Origin of the sequence: Anaeromassilibacillus sp. D41t1_190614_C2, from assembly GCF_015558525.1 — a bacterium.
Classification (GTDB): Bacteria; Bacillota; Clostridia; order Oscillospirales; family Acutalibacteraceae; genus Anaeromassilibacillus; species Anaeromassilibacillus stercoravium.
In genome coordinates this window covers 36,969-59,365 of the sequence record NZ_JADMOD010000014.1, presented here as the reverse complement: position 1 = coordinate 59,365, position 22,397 = coordinate 36,969, and the positions used below count along the sequence as shown (strand labels likewise).

At 56.1% G+C, this 22,397-nt stretch carries 18 protein-coding genes; 1 reads left to right on the top strand and 17 read right to left on the bottom strand.

The features are described 5' to 3' along the window. Nucleotides 1–347: 347 nt before the first annotated feature. Complete coding sequence (gene rpsI, locus I2G69_RS11090; protein WP_054324959.1) at nt 348–749, bottom strand: 30S ribosomal protein S9; 402 nt, start codon at nt 747–749, stop codon at nt 348–350. Nucleotides 750–764: 15 nt separating this feature from the next. Then, a complete protein-coding gene (gene rplM, locus I2G69_RS11085) occupies nt 765–1,193 on the bottom strand; it encodes a 50S ribosomal protein L13 (RefSeq protein ID WP_087234568.1) in 429 nt (142 codons plus the stop codon). A 410-nt stretch (nt 1,194–1,603) separates the two neighbouring features. On the opposite strand from rplM, the gene I2G69_RS11080 reads away from it, so the two are divergent. Continuing rightward, nucleotides 1,604–2,314 carry a tRNA 2-thiocytidine biosynthesis TtcA family protein gene (locus I2G69_RS11080; protein WP_195560792.1) on the top strand — a complete coding sequence of 237 codons (711 nt, stop codon included), beginning with the start codon at nt 1,604–1,606 and terminating at the stop codon, nt 2,312–2,314. 184 nt (nt 2,315–2,498) lie between these two features. On the opposite strand, the gene I2G69_RS11075 is transcribed toward I2G69_RS11080, so the two are convergent. The 15 genes from I2G69_RS11075 to I2G69_RS11005 form a co-directional block, all read right to left on the bottom strand. Then, nucleotides 2,499–3,950, bottom strand: coding sequence for a CotH kinase family protein (locus I2G69_RS11075; protein WP_191448994.1), 1,452 nt, complete (start codon nt 3,948–3,950; stop codon nt 2,499–2,501). A gap of 4 nt (nt 3,951–3,954) precedes the next feature. Beyond that, nucleotides 3,955–4,626 (bottom strand): DUF4956 domain-containing protein, encoded by a 672-nt coding sequence (locus I2G69_RS11070; RefSeq protein ID WP_195560791.1) that lies wholly within the window; start codon nt 4,624–4,626, stop codon nt 3,955–3,957. Nucleotides 4,627–4,651: 25 nt separating this feature from the next. Beyond that, complete coding sequence (locus I2G69_RS11065; protein WP_243254950.1) at nt 4,652–5,401, bottom strand: polyphosphate polymerase domain-containing protein; 750 nt, start codon at nt 5,399–5,401, stop codon at nt 4,652–4,654. Further along, complete coding sequence (locus I2G69_RS11060) at nt 5,340–6,599, bottom strand: PepSY domain-containing protein (RefSeq protein ID WP_195560790.1); 1,260 nt, start codon at nt 6,597–6,599, stop codon at nt 5,340–5,342. The genes I2G69_RS11065 and I2G69_RS11060 overlap by 62 nt, the downstream gene beginning before the upstream one ends. A gap of 110 nt (nt 6,600–6,709) precedes the next feature. Further along, the gene (locus tag I2G69_RS11055) at nt 6,710–7,840 is read right to left on the bottom strand and encodes an anti-sigma-I factor RsgI family protein (RefSeq protein ID WP_195560789.1); all 1,131 of its coding nucleotides are present in this window, start codon (nt 7,838–7,840) and stop codon (nt 6,710–6,712) included. Beyond that, nucleotides 7,837–8,562, bottom strand: coding sequence for a sigma-70 family RNA polymerase sigma factor (locus tag I2G69_RS11050; RefSeq protein ID WP_087234575.1), 726 nt, complete (start codon nt 8,560–8,562; stop codon nt 7,837–7,839). Before I2G69_RS11050 ends, I2G69_RS11055 begins: the two co-directional genes overlap by 4 nt. A gap of 383 nt (nt 8,563–8,945) precedes the next feature. After that, nucleotides 8,946–9,548 (bottom strand): cytidylate kinase-like family protein, encoded by a 603-nt coding sequence (locus tag I2G69_RS11045; RefSeq protein WP_191405727.1) that lies wholly within the window; start codon nt 9,546–9,548, stop codon nt 8,946–8,948. A 1-nt stretch (nt 9,549) separates the two neighbouring features. Further along, nucleotides 9,550–10,887 carry an MATE family efflux transporter gene (locus I2G69_RS11040; RefSeq protein ID WP_191448881.1) on the bottom strand — a complete coding sequence of 446 codons (1,338 nt, stop codon included), beginning with the start codon at nt 10,885–10,887 and terminating at the stop codon, nt 9,550–9,552. A gap of 363 nt (nt 10,888–11,250) precedes the next feature. Then, on the bottom strand, nt 11,251–11,655 hold the full coding sequence (locus I2G69_RS11035) for a DUF1284 domain-containing protein (RefSeq protein WP_191521552.1): 405 nt from the start codon (nt 11,653–11,655) through the stop codon (nt 11,251–11,253). Then, complete coding sequence (locus tag I2G69_RS11030) at nt 11,652–12,203, bottom strand: biotin transporter BioY (protein WP_195451244.1); 552 nt, start codon at nt 12,201–12,203, stop codon at nt 11,652–11,654. Before I2G69_RS11030 ends, I2G69_RS11035 begins: the two co-directional genes overlap by 4 nt. A 240-nt stretch (nt 12,204–12,443) precedes the next feature. Next, nucleotides 12,444–13,481 (bottom strand): aldose epimerase family protein, encoded by a 1,038-nt coding sequence (locus I2G69_RS11025; protein WP_195560788.1) that lies wholly within the window; start codon nt 13,479–13,481, stop codon nt 12,444–12,446. A gap of 132 nt (nt 13,482–13,613) precedes the next feature. Beyond that, nucleotides 13,614–15,497: a substrate-binding domain-containing protein gene (locus tag I2G69_RS11020; RefSeq protein WP_195451245.1), complete on the bottom strand. Its 1,884-nt coding sequence runs from the start codon at nt 15,495–15,497 to the stop codon at nt 13,614–13,616. Between the two features lie 39 nt (nt 15,498–15,536). Beyond that, complete coding sequence (locus tag I2G69_RS11015) at nt 15,537–16,754, bottom strand: response regulator transcription factor (protein ID WP_195560787.1); 1,218 nt, start codon at nt 16,752–16,754, stop codon at nt 15,537–15,539. Between the two features lie 5 nt (nt 16,755–16,759). Next, nucleotides 16,760–18,550 (bottom strand): sensor histidine kinase, encoded by a 1,791-nt coding sequence (locus I2G69_RS11010; RefSeq protein ID WP_195560786.1) that lies wholly within the window; start codon nt 18,548–18,550, stop codon nt 16,760–16,762. A gap of 278 nt (nt 18,551–18,828) precedes the next feature. Next, complete coding sequence (locus tag I2G69_RS11005; protein WP_195560785.1) at nt 18,829–22,362, bottom strand: NPCBM/NEW2 domain-containing protein; 3,534 nt, start codon at nt 22,360–22,362, stop codon at nt 18,829–18,831. Between the last annotated feature and the right edge of the window lie 35 nt (nt 22,363–22,397).

Sequence of the window (22,397 nt, the reverse complement as noted above, 5' to 3'; positions counted from 1 at the left end):
ATGAAATTCCCCGGAAACGCAAAAAGCGCCCAGTAGAAAATACTGAGCGCTTGGCGATTAGATTTATTCTCTTTTGTTCAAATTAGGTCAAATTCAGACAAACCGTTTTCACGAAAAAGGTCTCTTGGAGATGTATAAATAAACATCCCCTTGGCATCCCAAAATCGCGTCTCGGTTGTCCTATTTTTTAACCCATAAGCCCTCTTTTTGGGGTGGTTGTCCACCATTTAACCCATAGAAAACGGGTTAAAAGAGGCTTCGTTCTGTCAAATTGCGTCAAACCATTTGAAAAGGAAAAACCCCGGAAACCGCGTAGTTCCGGGGTTTTTGACCACTTTTGATAAAGTTTAGCGCTTGCTGAACTGAGGCGCGCGACGGGCAGCCTTGAGGCCGTACTTCTTGCGTTCCTTCATTCTCGGGTCGCGCGTGAGGAAGCCGGCCTTCTTCAAAGAGGCGCGGAGGTTCTCGGAATCGTACTGCAACAGGGCGCGCGCAATGCCGTGGCGGATTGCACCGGCCTGTCCCGTTACGCCGCCGCCTGCCACACGGCAGACAACGTCGAACTTCTCGTTGGTCTCGGTAAGCACCAGCGGCTGACGCACGATCAGCTTGAGGGTCTCGAGACCGAAATAATCGTCGATGTCACGATCGTTGATCGTCACCTTGCCGGTGCCCTGGTACAGGCGCACACGGGCGACGGAGCTCTTTCTTCTGCCAGTTCCGTAAAAATAAGGCGCTTTCTCGTACATAGTTCAGTCCCTCCCTTATAACTCCCAGGCTGCGGGCTTCTGGGCGGCATGCTTGTGCTCCGCGCCGTCAAACAAACGCAGTCTGGTCAATGCAGCGCGGCCGATGGTGGTGCTCGGAATCATGCCCTTGACGGCCAATTCCATCGCCTTGGTCGGACGCTGTTCCATGAGGGTGTCATAGCGGACCGCCTTCAGGTGGCCGATATAACCGGTGTGGCGGTAATAGAACTTCTTCTCCAGCTTCTTGCCGGTGAGAACTGCCTTTGCGCAGTTGATGATGATGACATGATCCCCGCAATCGACATGGGGAGCATAGGTCGGCTTATGCTTGCCGCGCAGAAGAACCGCAGCCTGGGCAGCAACACGGCCCAGCGGCTTTCCTGCCGCGTCAATCACATACCACTTGCGGTCGACTTCGCCGGCCTTGGGCATATACGTGGACATAGCGTTTACCTCCAATATTCTTTCAAGATTCCCGAGCCTATCCCTGAATCGCCGCAGGGTTTCCGGCGGCTCAGGGATAGGCTCTTGGCGGGACGGCCATCCCTCAAAAAGGCATGGCACTTCCTACAGTGCGGTTCTTAATATACCATCTGCGGCGCACGGTGTCAAGACCAAAATGCGAAATTTTTAATTTACTTTGTGGATAGCTTCCGTTTTCTCGCATTTTTGGCCGATTATCTCCTGCAAACTCCCCCGTCATTTCAATTGTTAAAGAAATGTCAATCGGGTGGCACTTTTCTTTTCGCCGCGTTTCCGGTATAATAGCACGGAATCCATTGGAACGCTCTTATACATTATATAATATAGGTTATATGGCTGGGGGCGGTCTGAGGCGAAACGGGGGATCATTCATGCAAAAGATTATGGGGGAGATGCGCGCCGCCATGGAGCGCTACGAAATGGTATCATCCGGGGACCGCATTGCGGTCGGCGTCTCCGGCGGGAAGGACTCCCTGGCGCTGCTCTGCGGCATGGCCCGCCTGCGGGACTACTACCCGCAGCCTTTTGAGGTCGTCGCGCTGACGGCCGACCCCTGCTTCGGCGGCCAGGAGACGGATTACAGCCCTATTGCCTCCCTGTGCGCCTCCCTGGGTGTGGAATACCATCTGCGCCGCACGCGCCTGGGGGAGATCATCTTTGAGGAGCGCAAGGAGAAGAACCCCTGTAGCCTCTGCGCGCGCATGCGGCGCGGCATCCTGCACAACATGGCCAAGGAAGCGGGCTGCAACAAGCTGGCGCTGGGGCATCACTTCGACGACGCCGTGCAGACCTTTTTTATGAACCTCTTCTACAGCGGCAAGCTCTCCTGCTTTTCCCCCAAGACGTATCTCTCCCGCAAGGACCTCTGGATGATCCGCCCCCTGATCTTTACCGAAGAGGCGTCCATCCGGGCCGCCGCGCGCCGGAACGCCTTCCCCGTGGTCAAAAGCGCCTGCCCTGCGGACGGCGCAACCAGCCGCCAGGATACGGCAGAGCTCCTTGCCAACCTGGAGCAGCAGTTCCCCGACCTGCGCGCCAAGGCGATGGGCGCCATGCAGCGGGCGCACCTCTCAGGCTGGTGAGCAGGTTGCCCTGCCAGCAGCCATCCAAAGGGGCCCTGCCCCATGAAACAACCGGGCGCACCGCACAAAGGACGCTAAGAGGCAACGTTCACAAGGCGTCCCTTAAACGATCTCGCAGAAACGGCATCCAAGCGGGTATTTCCCGCTGGATGCCGTTTTTTTACAATATCGCCTGGCAGCTATTTTACAACGCCCCTTTTTGTAGGACCGTTTCCAGCGCCGCGTCCTGCTTCTCCTTTGCCCACTCCAAATCCTCAAAATCGCCAAGGGCGGCCAATGATACGGCAGAAGCGTCCACCCCGGCCTCCGGCTGTTCCTGCCGCCCGCGGATGGTCGCCGGGATTTTCCCTTCCAGCTGGCCCCGGGCACTCTGCGCCCGGAGCAGGCAGACCTGTTCCAGCGTATCCACGGCCAGCTGGTGATCTTCATAGGAGCAAAACGCCGTCGGGTCCCGTTCCACATAGGGGGCAATCCTTTTTTCCGTCTGCCGGAGGACAGCTTCAAACCGGCCATTCTCAAAATATCCCGAAAGGAATTCATCAAAGTACCTGTGATAGCGGGCAAAATATTCGTCATGCTTCATCAGGTTGTGATACAGGGGCCGGTTGCGCATAACCTCCCCTTCTGCGGGGGTGTTGATGGGATAATTGATCAGCACGTTGGAGTCCTTGATGGGATTGGTCATCCCCAGGGCATAGGTGCCAAAGGATAGGTTATAGTCCCAGGGAAGGATGCGGAGAATTCCGTCCTCCTCATATAAAAAGTAATTATGCCCGGTGCGTCCCAGATAGCTGTCCCAGTTCATCACAAAAACCTGTACGGTAAAATAGCGCAGCACCTCGTCCACATCGACCGCCGATTCCAAATTTTCGCCGGTCGATAAGACCCGCAGCGCCTCGACCAACCGTTCCCGGTCGGCCTCCGACGCTTTAAACTTCGCGTTCTCGAAGATGTTGGGGTAGCTGTCCGGGTCCCCGTCGATGTATTTGAGCGCTACATCGGCGTTCTCCTCCTTCAGGGAACGATAGTCCGGCTTGTATAATTGCCCAAAATCCTTGCCAAAATTCCGGCGCGCGAAAGCTTCCTCCGGTTCTTCCACCGCCAGAAACAGCCCCCAGTCTTCCCCATTCACCGTCACCCACGCATAGCTGCACAGCGGGGTGGGGACGCCCATAAACGCCATCATATCATAGGCCATATAGGTTTTCAGGTAGCTGTTGTCCTGAAAGGAGGCGTCCAGTGACAATTTGTCAAGGCCGTAGTAATTCCCGCCGTCAATGAATTGGTCGAATTCCAGCTTGAGGCTGTACCGCGACAGGCCGTACTCTTCCGTCAGGCGCAGGGAATTGTTCCCCTTGGCGCGCAGGCCCACCTGCCGGAACGCCTCCCCGTCGATCTCCACCGTACAGGGGACGTATTCCTCTTTTCCCGCGTTTTCGACAAACGCGCCCCAGTCATTGATCTGAAGATCGATGGTATGTACCCTGCTGCTGTTAAACAGGCGGGACGCATACCCCGGCGAGGCGCTGGCCTTTGGGAGCCCCAACGGTTCGCCAAACATCAGCAGTATGGCAAGCAGGGCCGCCAACGCTGCCGCGCCGATGCAGATCCGGTCGATCCATGCACTTTTTATCATCGCTTTATCCCATATAATCGCCGTTGTAGGAGACAAGCACCACCCGGGAAACGCCGGGCATGGCCTCCAGCTGATTGACAAAGGCGCTGTTGTCATCCTTGAGGCGGACTTCATAGTTCAGCTCCACGCAGCCGCTGCACACGCTTTTGCTTTTCAGGTTCAGCCGTTTGACCTGCGACTTTACAAAAATGCGCACCTGTTCCTCGATCCCGCTGTTTTCGCAATGCGCCACCAGGATATACGGCGAATCCACCGTCTTCCTTTTGGAGAATGCGACCAGCACCGCCCCAATAAAGATGCTGCCGAACACCGCCAGAGGGATGAGGCCGGCCGCCAGCACAATGCCCACCGCAATCGACCAGAACAAAAAGGCGATGTCCATGGGCTCCTTGATCGCCGTGCGGAAGCGCACAATGGACAGGGCGCCCACCATGCCGAGGGACAGCACAATATTGCTCACGACCGTCATAATCAGCAGCGTGGTGATGAGCGAAAGGGCGACCAGTGTCACGCCGAAGCTGGCGGAATACATCACCCCGCTGTAGCTCTTTTTATAGACGAAAAAGATAAACAGCCCCAACAGAAAGGCCAAGACAAGGGCGATCGCCATGTCCAGCATGGAGATGCTGGCGATGTTCTCCAGAAAGCTGGATTTGAAAATATCCTGAAAAGTCATTTCAGCCGTTCCTCCCGATTTTCCTTTAATCAAACCTGCGGCATACAGCGTATTTGGAACAGGCCGCCGCCTGCCTTCCGGGAACCTGCACCGCCATGCGGACAAGCTCCGGTAAAAACGCATCGTATTTGACCTCCAACACCGTGCTCTGTTCCAGCGCCCGCAGGTAAAACGTGTCTGGGTTTTGGAAATCCACGTTCCCCAGCCCGGTACAGATGTCCCGGTCCAGGGTAATGCGCACATTGCCGGGCGCATAAAGGAACGCTTCGCGGTCGTAGCGGACGATGGTTTTCGGCCGCAGGCCCTTCCCTTGCAGTTTGCTGTAAAGCTCTATGAAGAGCGGTTCCCCGGAGTCCAACAGGAACCCGTATTCGCCGGCCAGAAGGCTTTGCACCTGCTCCGCCGTCATGCGGGCGCTGCGCTTTCCGCACAGGCCGTTCTGCTTAAACTTTTTTTCCAAGCGGATAAAGGAGGGATCCGCCCCATAATAGCGCAGGCGGAATTTTTCCCTCCGGTTCACCCCGTCGAGCTTCTCCCGCAGGGCACTGTCATAGGGGGTATCAAAGTAGAGGCTCGTCACCCGGTAGCATCCGTCCGCCCCTGCATGCGGGTCATGGGGAAACAATTTGCGCAGCCTTTGGGAAAGCACCAGGTCTTCCCGCAGGTTGATCTGGTGCTTGTATTCGTGCCGCAGAGGGATGGCCTCCGGCGGGTTAGCCGTCATAATCGGAATTCCCATCGTCGTTGTCGCTGTAGTCGCTGCCGCCGTCGTCATAGTTGGTGTCGCCGTAATGGGTTGCGCCGCTGTAGTCCGTGATCCCATCGTTGTTCGGGCCGTAGTCCGTATCGTTGTAGTCCGTCACGCCGTCGTTGTTCGGGCCGTAGTCCGTATCGTTGTAGTCCGTCACACCGTCGTTGTTCGGGCCGTAGTCCGTATCGTTGTAGTCCGTCACACCGTCGTTGTTCGGGCCATAGTCCGTGTCGTTGTAGTCCGTCACACCATCGTTGTTCGGGCCATAATCCGTGTCGTTGTAGTCCGTCACACCGTCGTTGTTCGGGCCGTAGTCCGTGTCGTTGTAGTCCGTCACGCCGTCGTTGTTCGGGCCATAGTCCGTGTCGTTGTAGTCCGTCACACCGTCGTTGTTCGGGCCGTAGTCCGTGTCGTTGTAATCCGTCACGCCGTCGTTGTTCGGGCCATAGTCCGTGTCGTTGTAATCCCCGGAGGAACTCGCCTGCTGCTGCCCGGCCTGCGCATTGACCGCCTTGTGCCCGGCTTTGACCACTTTCCCTGTGGCCGCGTGTACATCGTATTCGTATTCATTGCCATTGGCGGTGAACTCCAGTTCAAAAACCGGGGTCCCGTCGTCGTGGTCGAACTCCTTGTCGTCAAACACGGCGTCTTCTGCCGGGACGTTGGCCTGGGTCAGGGCAATCTCCTGCGCTTTTTCCAGGGTGATGTAGGGGGAGGGCTCCCCGCCCTTCGCATATGCGGGGTCATAATCGTCGCCGTCAATGGTCACAATCCCGGAAGAAAGGCTGATCTCTTTGACCGCCGCCTGGGTGCTGGCGCTCATATCCGCCAGGAAATGGTCGCTTGGGAGTACCGATCCGGGTTCCAACTGCAACACAATATTCTTTTCGTTCCCATCGATGTCCTCTACAAAGTATCCGGCCTCGTTGATTTTCTCAACCAGGTCTCTCAAAACAACGTCGCAGTTCTTGCCGATGTAATCCGGGTAGGCTTCTACAATCCCCTTCCCCTCTTCATTCTGGCCGGCGAGGGCGATCACTTTTCCCTCTTTGTTGTAATCGATTTGAATCTCAGGGTTCACGCTCAGCATGAGGGTTCCCGTTTCTTTCAGCGCAGCGCCTTCGGCTGCCGGTGTTTCCGGAGAGCCGCAGCCGGTCAGAAGGGCTGCTGTGAAAATCGCCAGGGAAGAGACCGCTGCAAAAATTTTTCTTCTCAATTTCATTTTGATAACTCCTCTCAATCTTATTTCAGGTGGCTTTTGTTTTGCCTTACACCCATAGATTACGGAGGGGCGTTTCAGAAACCGGGGTCTCTTGGAAAAATTTTTTAAATTTAATCATCGCTGTCTTCGCCGTCATCGTCGTCGTCATCATCGTCATCGCCGTCATCATCCCCGCGGTCGTTGCCGCCGTCGTAGTCCGTACCGCCTTCCTCGTCCGGACCGTCATCGGTATCCCCATCGCTGTAGTCCGTGGCGCCGTCGTTTCCGGGCCCGTAGTCCGTATCTGCGGGAATGGACGCGCTGCCGGTGGGCGGCAGATTGCCGGAAACCCCGCCGCTATTCTGTCCATTGCCGGTGTCCCGATCGCCGTAATCCGTCACGCCGTCGTTTCCGGAGCCATAGTCCGTGTCCGCTGGGGCGGGCGTGCTGCCGGTGGGCGGCGGGTCATTGGCCGCACCGCCGTTGCCCGGGCCATCGTTGGTATCGCTGTAGCTGGACGTCCCTGCCGGATTGGTGCTGTCCTGGCCGCCAGTGTTTTGGGGCTCGGAAGATGCCGGTGGCACAACGGCTGGCTCCGCCGGTTCGGACGCCGGCTCCGGCTGCGTTTGTGCGGGCTGGGAAGGCGCTGCGGGCAAAGCGCTCTCCGGCGGCTCCTGCCGCCCCTTCTTATGGTCCACAATTTCGACGGTAACCGTCATCCGCCCGGCCAGATGTTCCTCCACTTCCGTGCGCAGCTCCGTCCCGTATTCCTGGAACAGGATGTCGTCCGGGGAGTCGATGGAAATGGAAACCTGGCCCCCTTCGGAAAGGAAGCCCATCGCAATCGCCCGGTCGACCAGTTCATCGGCCACGATCACTTTGTCCTTCCCCTTGCCGTCGTAGCCCTCCAGGAGCTTCTCCCCGTCTTCGTTTGTTCCAACCAGCCCCACAACGTCCCCATGCCGGTTCAGGTCCATCTGGACCTCCGGATTGATGGTCAGGTAGATGGATGAGTAGGGCTGTATATAGTCCTGGTAATAGCCGAACCCAAAGAGGAAGAGGAAGCAGGCTGCGATTGCCGCAACCCCGCTGCAGACCCATCGGGCCGTGCGGCGTTGTTTGGCCGGTCCCTCTTTCATCAGCACCGGATCGTATACCGTCTGCCCCACCTCATAGCGGAGATTTGCCGCTTTTAAAAACCGGCCCTCTTCATCCAGTAAAACCACGTAACCGGGGTGGCATTCCATAACGACATAACTCATTTTGCCGCCACTCCTTTCATCACCTGTTTTAAATGGCCTCGAATGATTTCATATCCATTGGTATAAATCAACAGGAGCGCGACCATGTATTTGCGATGCCGCTCCAGTGTTTTGCGTTCCACGCCGCTGCCGGCCGCGAGCTGTCCAACCGGCAGTTTTTTGGTATGTAAGAGCACATCGAAGAGCTCCGGGTTTTCCCTTGCATATTGCAGCGCTTGCCGGCACGCGGCCAACGTGCGCTGCTGCTTGGGGCAGTTGTCCGCCACGTCGCTGATGCTGACGCCAAATTCCTGCATTTGCCGGGTCAACTCCTCGATTTCCGCACGGGTAGCGTCCCGGGAAAGCATTTCCTCCTGGTGATCCCTTTCTTCCGGCAGCGTATCCAAAAGCGCCGCATCCTCTTCCCCCGCCGGCGTGTCCAGCGAAAGGGTACGGCTGTGCCGCCGTTCCCTGCGGCTGTAATCGATCAGACGGCTCCGGATCAGCATCGCCGCATATTTCAGGAAAGCCCCCCGGACGCGGGAATATCCGCCGATCGCCTCATGAAATGCGATCATCGCGATGCTCAACTCGTCATCGTGCCCTTCCACCGGCGGTCGTTTTAAATATTTTGCCGTTTCCGCCTTGATAAAGGGCATGTATATGCCGATCAGACGGTCCGCCGCCTCCACATCTTCCTTTGCCGCATAGACCTGTTGAATGATTTTGTGTTCGTCACGCATGCAGCAGATTCCCCCCCATTTATAGAAATACGGCCCCTGTTTTTTTAAACCGGGGTCGATAACAAAGGAACTGAAAAAATTATTTAGAATGTTCCATTATAATATCATACAAAGCACAAGGGGAAAGCAAAACGGATGCGGGTTAAATCTATGTAAAATCCATGTTAAATTTCTATTTTGATTTCGATCCCTATCGTTCCCTGAGTATGCGGTGGGACGTAAAGGCTTTCTTTATAAAATCATCTTCGGGCCCTATAACCGGTTGGAGGTCCTGTTTCCCTGGCGGCTTTTTCCGCGTTTTTCCGTATAGAGGTTTCCCTCCAGATACAAAAACCGGGCGCTTCGGTGTGAAGCGCCCGGTTTTCGGAGCCTGCTGCGGCCCGTCAAACAAAGAGCCTTGCAATTGCGGGTACAATCTCCTTGATGACGGTCTGTGTGGTGTTGATGCAAAGGTCAAAATTCAATTTATCTCCCCAGGCGTGCCCGGTATAGACCTCATAATACTTGGCACGCTTCTTATCGATTCCGGTAATCTTCTGTTTCAATTCCTTATCGGTCAGCTTTTCGTCCTCCGGACCCTTTTCCCGGCAGCGCTTGATTTTGCTTTCCATGTCCGCATAGATAAAGATCCGGAACGGCCGGTATTCCTTCAAAATATAATCCGCACACCGCCCCACGATCACGCAATTGGATTTCGCCGCCATTTGTGTGATGATGCGCGCCTGCTCCTGATAGACCGCCATCGTCTGCTCAAAAGCAGGGTTCACCGCAGGGTAAAAACTCCTTCCAATATGGATGGGGAACGAAAACGAGGGCTGATGTTCTACAATCGCCTCCACATACTGTTCGGACAGTGAGGTCCGTTTTGCAATTTCGCTGATGATTTCCTGATCGTAATAGGCAAATCCCAGCGCTTCCGCCAACCGGCGGCCAAACTCTCGGCCACCGCTTCCGAATTCGCGGCCAATGGTAATGATTCGGTTCATCCTACACAACTCCTTTCGTTTTCAGAGGTTTTGTACATTTTACCATCTCATAAACGACATAGATGGCAACGAGCAGCTCCGTAATGGGCATCGCGAACCAAATGGAGTCCGCCCCCGTGACCAACGGAAGCAAATAGATCAGGACCCCGCTGACCACCAATCCGCGCGCCACGGACACAACAAACGCCACCTTGGGCTTCATAAGGGCCTGGAAGTAATAGGTAGAAAAGATGTTCAATGGCAGCAAAAGGAACGAGATGCCATAGCAGCGGAAAATCGTTGGAGCAATTTCCAGGACCTCGGGCGTTGGCGTCATAAAGACGCGGATAAACAGGTTGGGAACCGCCAAACTCAATGCTGTCCAAAAGATGCCGAAAAAGGCCGTTGTGCCCAAAGCATATTTTAAGGTCTGACGAATCCGGTCCCCCTTGTTTGCACCGAAATTTGTAGAAATAATGGGCTGGGAGGCCTGCCCAACACTGTAGGCGCAGCACTGCGCAAACGTACTGATGTTGACAATTACGCCGTACACCGCCAGCGCATTTGTCCCCAAATAGTGCATAATCTGCCGGTTAAACAGGATGGTGAGGATGCCCATCGCAACGTCAATGAAAAAGGTGGAAAATCCGGTTACAGAGATCTCCTTCAGCATTTTGAACAGGCCGGTGGGTTTCACGAAGTGCAGTGTATTCCGCTTCGTGAAGAAATGCGACAGCATCACGATAAACGTGATGGCCGAACCGATGGCCGTGGCAAGCCCCGCGCCATACGCGCCCATATCGCATGTAAAGACAAAGAAATAATCCCCAAACACATTGAAAATGCCGCCCGCCAACACAGCCCCTGTGGCCAGCGCGGGGTTTTTATCGTTCCGCAGGTAGGCCGCAAGCATCTGGTTGAACAGGAACAGCGGGATTGCAAATTTGATGGGGCTCACGTATTCCCGCGCCAGAGAAAGCGTGTTGTCCTGCGCGCCAAACAGCAGCAGGAGTTCGCGGTCGAAAAAGATCACCACCAGCCAAATGACCGCCGCAAGAAAGATCGAGCCGATCACGGAAGCGGTAAAATACGCATTTGACCGCTTCTCCTGGCCTTCCGCCTTTCCCCGGATGGTGCTGAAAAGGACCGAGCCGCCGATCCCCATCAGGAGCCCAAAGCTATAGATGATGTTCCAGACGGGCGCGACCACCGCCAGGGCCGCCGACCCCTCCGGGCCGTGGTACTGGCCGACCATGGCCATGTCTACAATCGAATAGATCGACGTGATCAGGGCGCTGCCAAACGCCGCCGCTAAGTATTTAAAATAGATGGTTTTGATGTTGCCGTTCAGAAAGTCCATTCGTATTCTCCTTCTTCCAAATAAAAAAGGCTGGATAAGGTCAGACATTTCAGTCTGTGCCTTATCCAGCCCATCATTTCTACCGAATGATTTGCCCTCCGAGCAAGCCTATCTATTGTAACAGATTTCTTTTTGCATGTCAAATGCGAGCGGAGGAATCCAGGGATGGGAAGTGCAAAACCCTGATCCCGGCCTTCCGTGCCAAACAAAGAGGGGCCGGGTGGCGCCCCAGCGATCGTATCCTCTTCGGGCGCTGAATCGCTCCGCCGGTATAAAGGCGCTAAAGGCGATATCCTATTCGTATAAATCATTATGATTATACGAAACGTATCGTTTAATATGATACACTTTGTATAATTTATTTCAATTATTACAGATTCTGCTTTGTCCCCGGCAGATATCCAGCCACTGGCATCCCTGGCAAATCTGCTCCAAGCGGCCGGGCCGTAGGATCTGCTGCTCCACCCGCCGCTCAAATTCGTCCCAGGGAATCCGCTGCCCAAACCGCAGGCCGCAGTCCCGCAGCACGGCACGGTCATACCCATCGGGCTTTGGCGCGGACGCGCACCGGCCGCTTTGATTGTGTGGGCAGCTCGCGCAGAGGACGTCCGCACCTGCGGTCAGTTCGATGTCCGTCTCCGGTGCGGCTTGCAGGCCGGCGATGACGCGCGTCATATTCTCGACAAACGCAGGGCTATAGCCCTTTCCCGTAAAGTGCCGGATGCAGAGCCCGTGGTGGGGCCGCAGCCGTATGGCCTTCCCGTTCATACCGAAACCGCCATCCCTGCTTTGGACAGCGTCTTGCGCAGTACGGGTACCAGCAGGGCGGCCACGGCAATCTTGGCCGCATCTCCCGGAAGGAAAGGAACGACACACAGCAACAGGGATTCCACCAGGCCGGTATGCGCGACCACCATATACCAGGCGGTGCCCAATAGATAGCAGAGCGCCAACCCGCCAGCCATGGACAGGGCAAACCAATATGCCTTCCCATGGCACCGTGCGGACAAGAGCCCCACCAGCCATGCCGCCGCAACGTACCCAACGATATAGCCGCCCGTCGGCCCAAACAAGATCCCCATTCCTCCGCTAAAGGAGGAAAACACCGGCAGGCCAACCGCCCCCAGCAAGACATAGACCGCCTGGCTGATTGCCCCGCGCTTCGCCCCCAGCACGCCGCCCGCCACAAAGACCGAGAAGGTTGCCAGGTTGACCGGCACGGGCTGAATCGGGATGGCAATCTGTGAAAGCACTGCGGTCAGTGCTGCAAACAGCGCGCAAAGGATCAGGTTTCGCGTTTTTTCCAACCGGGTCATACCGCCCCTCCTCTATTGTTAACTAAACAATTTATTTAGGTTTACAATTTGCATTATACGGGTTCCGCTGGAAAATGTCAAGGATTGGAAGAATGAAAGGGGCGAATTTTCCAGAACCGTATGAGAGGAAGGCTTTTGATACAAGCCTTCCCCTCGTCTCCCTGTTTTCGCAGCAAAGTCCAACCGGCCTTTGCAGGCGGCAAATACAGGATATATTAAATACATTTTGGATAATTTTCTTTATTTACAACCAAACGTAAACGACGTGTCGTGTGCATAGAGCTCTCCCTTATGCAGCACCGGCGACGGAAAATGCGGGCACGACATCGCATTGGGGAAATACTGCGTCTCCAAGCACAAGCCCATGTTCGTCTCATAGGGCACCCCGGATTTCCCGACCGGGCCATCCAACACATTCCCGCTGTAGAACTGTACGCCGGGCATGGTGGTGCGGACGGTCATCGCAATCCCTGTATCGGGCGAATAGAGCTCTGCGGCGACCTTCTCCCCATCCCCGCCGTCCAGGATAAAGTTGTGGTCATATCCCTTCCCGTTGCGCAGCTGCGGGCAGTCCACGTCCATATCCCGCCCGATTTCCTTGCTCTCCCGGAAGTCAAACGGCGTCCCCTCGACGGAGAGGACGGTGCCGGTCGGCAGGCAGTCCGCATCGTTTTCCGTGAACGATTCCGCCGGAATGCGCAGGATGTGGTTGCGGATCGTCCCCTTCCCCTCGCCGGACAGGTTGAAATAGCAGTGGTTCGTGAGGTTGACCACGGTGTCCGCGTCGGTCTCCGCACGGTATTGCAGGAGCAGCCGGTTGTCATCGGTAAAGGTGTACGTCACGCGCACATCGAGGTTGCCGGGATACCCCTCTTCCCCGTCCGGGGAAAGCCGGTGGAACATCACCGACTGCCCCTCAATGCTGGCGTCCCAAACGCGCTTGTCAAATCCGCAAATCCCGCCGTGCAGATGGTTCGGCCCATCGTTGACCGCCAGATGGTATTCCGTCCCATTGAGCTGGAAAATCCCCTTTTCAATGCGGTTGCCATGGCGCCCGACCACAGCCCCCAGATACCCATTGTTCTGCTCGTATTCCGCAAGGGTGCGGTACCCCAGGCAGACGTCCGTCAACGTCCCGTTGCGGTCGGGCACCCGGATTGCCTGGATGGTGCATCCGTAGTTCATCACGCTCACGGACGCCCCGCTCGCATTTTCGATGCAAAACCGGTATACGGGGACCCCGCCCCGTGTCGTGCCAAACAATTCTTGTGTGACCATGCTTTTTATCCTCCTTATCAAACTCAGTTGGTTGCTGCTGCGCGCCCCGGCATAAGGAAGCTTGCGCGGCTTCCCCTCCGGCACGCGCGCCGGGAAGTCTGGAAGCGATCCCGCTTCCCTTTTCCCCGGAAATCAATATTTCCTGCTCCGGATGTACTGCTGCGCATTCTCCTGTGTATAGACCTTTTCGTCGGTGATAATGCGCAGGGGCAGCTCTTTTCCCGCCATCAAGTCCTTGACCGCCTTCATCAGCTGGGGTCCCAGCAGCGGGCTGCATTCCACCACACAGTTCAGCCGTTTATCGATCAGCGCTTGAAAGGCCGAGCGCGCGCCGTCCACAGAGATCAGCTTGACGTCCACGCCGGGCTTCAGGCCATGGGCCTCCAACGCCTCCGCCGCGCCGAGCGCCATATCGTCATTTTGGGAGAAGATCACGTCGATGTCCCACTTATGGGAGGCCATGTAATCCTCTACCACCTGTTTCCCGCCCTCATAGGTGAAATCCCCGCAGGCTGAATAGACAATTTGGCAATTGGGGTATTCCTGCATAACCTCCTGGAACCCCTGGCTGCGCTCCTCTGAAGGGGACGCCCCCACGGTGCCCTCAATTTCCATAATGCGCACATGCTCCAACGGGTCTTCCATGGTCCCGGCCAACCACCGCATGGCACGCCGCCCTTCCTCCAGGAAGTCCGCGCCGATAAACGTCATATACATATCGTCCTTTTGTGTGCTGACCTTCCGGTCGGAAAGGAGGACCGGAATCCCCGCGTCCTGCGCTTCCTCCAGCACCTCGTCCCAGCCGCTGTCTACAACCGGGCTTAGCACAATGACGTCCACTTCCATCTCAATGAACCGGCGCAGCGCCTCGATCTGCCGCTCCTGGCTCTGGTTGCCGTCCTCGTAGATCAGGTTGATGCCAAAATCCTTGGCCGCGGTCTTGATCGACTGGGTGTTTGCCAAGCGCCAGGCGCTCTCCGTGCCAACCTGTGCATATCCCACGTCGATGATCCGGTCGGGCTCTTCATACACCCGGTTGAGGCTCTCGACGTATTCGTCCGCATTCTCCTTTGTGATGCTGTGGCTCCGCAGGATCACCTGCTTGGGGACGCCGCTGACATTCTGCAAAATCTCCAGCGCATATTGGACAGCCTCCCTGCCGCCGGTTGGGCAGGTGATCGTCTCGTCGATCAGCCCGCGGCGCACCAGGTCGATCCCCCGGTTCTCCCCGGTGAACCCATCGACCCCCACAATGCGGATATCGTCGTAGCCCAACTGTTCCAGCGCGCGGGCAGCGCCGAGGGCCATATAATCGTTGTGTGCGAAAATCGCGTCGATGTCGCGCAGATGCGTGCCGAACGCCCGGACAATATCCTCCGCGGAGTCGCGGGATTCGCTCACAACATGCACCTGCTCCACCCTGACGTTGCCCGCTTCTTCGATGACGCTTCGGAAGCCCTCGCTCCGGTCGATGCTCGCCTGCGAGACGGAACTCCCGCAGAGCTCCAGGACGGTCCCTTTGCCGCCCAGCATGGCAGACACGGATTTCCCCGCCCGCTTCCCAATCAGTTCGTTATCCGGGCCGATAAAGAGGGAATAATCGTACCCCTCCACCACGCGGTCAAGGACCACCACAGGGATCGACTGGTACACTTCGCTCACCAGCGGCGTGACCTTTTTGACGTCACAAGGGGAGACGATCATCAAATCGACCCCGAAATCCAGCAACCGTTGGATGTCCGCGATCTGTTTATCGCTGTTGTCCGTCGCGTCCGTAATGACCAGGCGCACGTCCGGATGTTTGGCAGCTTCCTCCTGGATCTCCTGCGTGAGCACCAACCGCCAGGGCTCCCGCATATTGGCCTGCGATACGCCGATCACATAGGAGATCTGGTCTGGCTGCTGCTTTACCACACACGCGGAGAAGATCGTAAAGAGCAACACAAAAATCAGGATACATGCGCAGGCAGCTTTCCCGATCAACCGGTAGCCTGCCTTTTTGATCCGTTCCCGCATGCGGATTCCCTCCTTTCTACATTCCTGCCGTTGGGCCGGTCATGGATTGGGTTCGCCCCTTTTCTGCAAGCTCTTCTTGTACTCCATAGGCGAAACCCCCAGCACCTTTTTAAACGCGCTGCTGAAATAATGCTGGCTGGAGTACCCGACCGCCTCCGCAATCTCATACATCTTGTGGTCGTCATCGCGCAAAAGCTCAATCGCCCGGCGGATGCGTACCCGCGTGATATAGTCCATAAAAGTGATGCCCGTGCTCTGGCGGAACACCCGGCTCAGGTGCTGCGGGGAGACATGCGTATAGTCCGCCGTCTCTGTGAGGGAGAATTCCTCCCGGGCAAAGTTTTCTTCGATGTATTTTTTTGCATCCCGGACAAGCTGCGGCGTCTCCAACAGGGTACGCAGGTCCTCGGACGCCCCTTCGTATGCGGCAGGCAGGCCTTGCAGCGTATCCCCCAGGCGCCGGGTGAGGAAGACATCCACCGGCAGGTGGGTTTGCAGCAAGTGTTTGAGCTGTTCCCCCGCGGCCTCCCACACAGCGCGCGGTTCCCCCGCGGTGAGCAGCACCAATTCGCCGGCGGAATTCCGGCAGGTGGATACAGGGCGCAGCGTCTGGAAGACCTCATTCGCCATATTTTCCGCCGCATAGAACAGCAAGTCCTCGTCCCACTCGCCGCCGATTTCCGCATTGTCCTTGTTCTCAAGATGCACCAGCGTCACGCCGACTGGCTCCGGGAGTTCCAGCCCAAGGGCAGAAATGCGCTCCTGGATCTCCGCTTCCGTAAAGCGGCCGTCCAGCCAGCCCTCCAGGAATTCGGCGATCAACGCCGGCCGGTTTTTCTCCACCAGCGCCCGGGCCCATTCCAGATACTGGGCCTGTTTTTGCCGGTGCCCAAGCTGGTCTTTTGCCTTGCCCAACGCCTCATAAAAGGTATCCTCCATAATGGGCTTGAGCAGATAGTCAAAGACCCCTAGGCGCAGGGCCTTCTGGGCATATTTAAAATCGTCGTAGCCGGTAATCACAAGGATCAAGGCGTCCGGCTGGACGGTTTTCAGCTTCTCAATAAAATCCAGGCCGTTTAAAAACGGCATGTTGATGTCTACAAAGAGCAGATCCGGGTGATATTCCATCGCCTGTTCCAAGGCCATTTCCCCGTCTTCCGCTTGGGCGACCACCTGTATATCGGGGTCCTTTTTCAGGAAATGGGCAATCCCCCTGCGGATAATCTCCTCGTCATCCGCAATCAGCACCTTGTACATTCCCATCACTCCTCATCAAATTTTTTCGGCTTTTGATACAGGGGCAGCGTAATGGTCACGCGGGTCCCCTCGCCCAGGGCACTTTCCACATGTACGCCATACCCCTTTCCGTAGCAAAGCTGGATCCGTTCCCGGATATAGAACAGGCCGAAGCTCTTTTTTTCGTCCAGCACACTGCGCTCGCTCATCCGCCGGTTGAGTTCCTCCACTTTCTCCTGGAGCATCCCCGCCCCGTCGTCCTGGACCGTGAACACCAGGTTTTCCCCCTCGGGCACACCGGTGATGGTAATGGTGCCGCCGCCGCGCTTTGCCTTTACGCCGTGGTAAATGGCGTTTTCCACCAGGGGCTGCAAAATCAACTTGGGCACCTCGATGGCATAGAGCGATTCGTCCACATGGATCACATAGTTGAGCTTATCCTTATAGCGGATCTTTTGGATATAGAGGTAGTTGGAAACGTGTGTGATCTCTTCTTTTACCGTGATGATGTCCTTCCCGTGGCTCAGGCCAATGCGGAACATATTTGTCAAGGCGTCCACCAGACGCACGATATCCTCCGCATCGTAGTCGCGGGCCATCCAGCTGATGGTATCCAGCGTATTGTAGAGGAAATGCGGCTTGATCTGCTCCTGGAGGGACTTCATCTCCGCGGTCCGCTTGTTCTCCTGCTCCACATAGACCATTTGGATCAGCTGGTCAATGCGCGCAATCATGTGGTTAAAGCTCTGCCCAAGCTCCCCGATTTCATCGTTGTGTTCGAAATTGAAACGGACCGTAAGGTCGCCGGATTCCGCCTGTTTCATCAGGCGTTTGAGCTTAAAGATCGGGTTTGTGAGCGTCCGGCTGAATTTAAAGGAAACGATGACCACCAATACCAGGGAGATGATGACGCAGGTAAACAGGATGTACACAATGGTATTGACGCTGGACATCACTTCGTCCATGGAAAATACGCCCACGGTCCGCCAGCCGGTATAGGGGGACAGCTCGCTGCGGATCTGGTAGCTTCCGCCCTGGATCTGCACCGACATGGGCTCCATCGCCTTGACCCACTTGGGGTTGACGCGGTATACAATGCCGTTGACGGGCGTATAAACAATATTGTCCTCCTGGTCCATCACAAAGACAAACCCTTTTTCCCCGATGGTGACGCCGTTGATGGAACTCTGGATAATGTCGTGGCGGATATCCAGCAGGATCACCCCCAGCACTTCCCCGGTTTCCGGGTCTTGCACAGCTTTTGCCAGCGAGAACACATCGTCGATGCTATAGCTGCGGTTGGTCACAATATTCCGGCCCGTCACTACGCTGATAAGCTGGATTTCCTCGGGGTTTTCCGAAGCTTCCCGGTACCACCGTTCGTTTTGAAAGGGGTCGCGCGAAATGCGCGACATCCCCGTGCTGACATAAAGATCCTCTTTTGTCGCGATAAAGATCCCGGCCACCTCCCGGTGGGAATTTGCAACGTTTTCCAAAACGGAACGGATATAATCCGTTTCGCTCTCCCAGCCAGAGGCGCCTTCGGTTTCCATAGTGAAAAAAGGCGTGTCTTGCAATTCCAATTGGATGTAATTGACCATCTTCTCAATGGTTTCCACATAAACATCCATGGAGTTGCTCACCTGGTGGATCAGCTGCACGGAGTGCTCTTCCGCGGTCTTCTGGGCATGATCCAGAAAGACGAACCCACTCACAATGGAAAAAATCAGGAAGGGGATAAGCGCCACAACGATATTGGACAGGACCATCCTGGTCCGCAAACTCACATTCAACAGCATATCCTTTATTTTCCGCAAAGCCTACACCCCTCTTCCCATCCTGCATGGCCACATTGTCATGTATTTCGAGGCAGAGAAATCTTTCTGCCGAATTGTCCAATGAATGGTTTGATAAGCAGTTTTCTGTATGTAATATCCATAAAATTCTATAAAATTCAAACGTAAATTATGCAGTTTGTTTTTCGAAAGGAAGAAAACAGGCATTGACAGGCAAAAGGGTCCAAACGCCTGTCAATGCCTTTTCCGAATCCACTATGCCGGGCGGCCTACCCGCCTGGGTCATAATGGTTTGCTGTTTATGCCTGTGTCAACAGGACTTTCTTCCACTGGATCATATCACGGATATCAACGGTACCGTTGCCGTCATAGTCCATCAGAGCCATCTGGTCTTCCGTCAGTTCCAGGTCGCCCAAGATGTACTGCTGGAGCATCTCGATATCCGCATCCGTCAGTTCGCCATCGCCGTCGAGGTCGCCGGCGACCACGTCCAGGGACTTCAATGCATCGCGCAGTGCCTGCTCCGCTGCATTGACGTCTTCCTGCGTTGCCTCTTCATCCAAGTACACTTCATATGCTGCGTCATAGACTTCCTCAAAGGCCGCCCACTTATCCGCATCATAGTCTTCTTCGTTCAGGGATTTCGCCATGATAATCGCGCCATAGAGGCCCGCCTTATCGACAACCCACTTGGAATCGGTGAATTCCTGCATCGCAACGCGCAGCTGCTTCGCGGCAAGCGCCATGTCGTCCTTATTGGCTTCGCTGCCCAGGTCGACGAGCGCCTGTGCTTCGTCAATCGCGTTCTGGAGCAATTCGATTGCTTCGTCCGTGACGTTGTCCGTTGTGTTGAACAGCTCTTCCGCCTCTGCGATCAAAGCCGCCAGCGGCTCGGTAGAGGTGGTGAAGCGCGGCTCTACCCAGCAAGCGTGGTCATATTCGGTGCTGTCTACTTCTTCCACAACCAGTTTCAGGAAATCATAGCCTGCCATCGGCAGTTCAACGTCAACGGATTCCGAAGTGGCATCCATATACTGTTCAAAGAGGAGTTCATCGTCTCCGTAAATCTTATAATTTACGGTAGCGCCGTTGGCGTCGTCCTCCACCTCATCGCCGATGCCGATCTTCGTGGTAAAGACGCCGGACGCGCCGTTCAGGTAATACACAACCTCGCTGGGCGGGTTCACCTGGAAGCCGCCGTCCGGGCGGTCATAGTTCACGCCGTCCAGGATCATGGAGCCGCCGTCCATGTTCTTGCCGTCCGCCGGGTCTCTCCAGTAGCTGTTCGCAGACCAAGCGTTCGCAATGGTCAATACATCGTCTGCCAGCACTTCCGGATCATAGGAATCGATTCGCGGATTGATCCAGTCCGCGTGGTCAAAGTCCATATTGCCGCCCGAGTCGACGACCAGGCGCAGGTAATCGTAACCCATCAGCTTCACAGCGACGGACTTCGCATCGTCATGCCAATCCATCTCACCGCTGTCATACAGCAGGTCGTCGTCGCCATAGACCTGGAAGGTAATGTCGCCGCTGTTGCCGGAATCTGCATCGGAGCCGACCAGTGCGGTGAACTCTACGTTGCGTCCGCCGATGTAGTATACCAGCTCGGAAGGCGCATGCGTGCCGATACCGGTCTCATAGGTGGTGCCGTTGATGGTCAGCGGGTTGCCGTTGATGGAGCGGTCCTGCTGGATGTTGCCCCAGCCGGCAGTTCCGGATACCCAGTTTTCGGTGGTCAACGGGCCGTCCGGCAGCGGGTCGCCCGTTGCTGCCGCTTGCACAGTGATCATCGTATCGAACGTCACGGTGACCGGCTGGTTGGAGCCTTCATACGTCAAAAGTGCCTTGACCGTGATCGGTTCATTGGTCATGGGCACATCGCCCGCGGTGACGCGGAACTGGACAGTAAAGCTTTCTCCCGTGGTGAGGTCGCTGCTCACGGTGGAGGAGAGCGCCTTGGAGGTGAAGCCTTCCGGCAGGTCGAGGCTGATGCCGACGGTGTCAACCTTCGTTGCGCCGCCGTTGACAAAGCGCGCTGTCAGGATTGCACTCTCGCCGCTTCTCAGGTTGCTGTCGTCGAGTTCGCCAACAATGTAAGCGCCTTCCTGGACGTTCTCATTGGGTTCGATGATGTACATCTTGACGCCGTGCGCCGGGACGGATGCGGTGGCAACCGGGGAGTCAAACTCGATGTTGTTGCCGTCTTCGTCCTTCTCCCAGACGTCCTTCAGATGATATACATAGGTGTTGTCGAGCTTGTAGTAGTTGTCATAGTAGTACTCGTCTTTTTCTTTCAGCAGTTCGCCGATCTGGGAAATTTCCTGGGTCATGGTCGCCGCAGAATTGGAGCGGTTGAACATAAGCAGGGAAATGCGTCCGTCGGTCAGAGGCTTTACGAGGTACTCGAAATCGCCTTCATCGCGATAGCGGATGCCCTGGATGGCCGTCGGGTCCTGGTCGACCGCAATGGCGTCTTCGTTCGTGATGATTTCGAGGATTTCCGGATGCTCGTCGAGCGTCCGCAGGTCGTTGCCGAGGATCAGCGGGGATGCCATCTGGCACCACAGGCTGAAGTGCGAGACATACTCGTCATACGTCAAGGAAGAACCGACGCCGACTTCCAACATATCCGGATGGTTCCAGCCGTAGTTGTTGTCGCCCTCTTCTTTGCCGTACTTGCCAGCATACTTATACAGCTCTACGTTGGTATCGTAGATGCTGGAGATGGAGTTCCAGTTGGCCGCGATATCGCCGGTAGTTCTCCACATGTTGCCGGTTTCGCCGCCCCAGACCCAAGGCTGGCGGCCGCCCCATTCGCAGATTTCCAGCGTGATCGGGCGGTTTTCTTTGCCGTTCTCCTCTGCATACTTCTCCGTCGCCTGCATCAGGTTCGTGCTCATGAACTTGTAATTATAGCGGGCGGTGTCGTAGTCGCGGTTGGAGCTGCGGATCGGGTTGTAGAACCGCAGGGTGTTTTCGCCGGCTTTCAGCTCAAACAGAGCGGATGCACGGCTGCCCGGTGCGCCGCCGGTGTAGTTGGAGGCCGGCAGCATCATGCGGTACGGATGGGCGCTGTCGCCGTTGATGTCGACGAACATCGGCACGTCCTCGTTGGACGGCTTCTTGTAGAAGTCGAGGTTGATCGCATATGTACCATCTTCCGGCACCGTTACGGTGAAAGTTGCGGCGCCCGCGTTTTCACCCAGGCCGTCGATGTGGTCGCCAGAGATGTAGGCGGTGCCTTCCAGCTCCGCGTCTCTATAGGAATACTCATAAACTTCCGTGCCCGGCGCATACGGCTTTGCGACATCCAGGCCGTAAATGCCATATGCCGTGGGGGAGAGCTGCACATTGTGGCAATAATCGTACTTGAAGAAGTCGATCTCCCAATTTGCAAAGCTCGTCGCGTCGCTCAGCTCCCGGAACTCGGAGGCCGGCAGGTCCTGGCAGGTGTACAGGCCGTTGGACGTATACAGGCCCATCTTCAGCCCTCTGTCGTGGATCTGCCCCGACAGCCAGTTGCCGTCGTGCGGGAAGCGGATCGGGTCAAACTGCAATCTCCCGTTGACATCGCGTTCGGACGACTGCCAGTTGTCGTCGAGGTTGACATACTCGTACCCGGCGTCATCCAGATTGTACTCCACCATCGCGTCCGCGATATCGACGATCAGATCCTCATCGATGTTGGCCGCGAAGAGGTTCCAGCTCGACCACCCCATGGGCGGCGTCTGGGCAGCCCCGTTGTCGTGCGCGCTGGCGCCCGTTGCCAAAACCGCTGCCATCAAAAAGGCAGTCGATAGGGCTGTGGCAAATTTTGTAAACCTTTTCACTTGAATCCTCCTTCTTTTTCTTGAATAACCTTTGC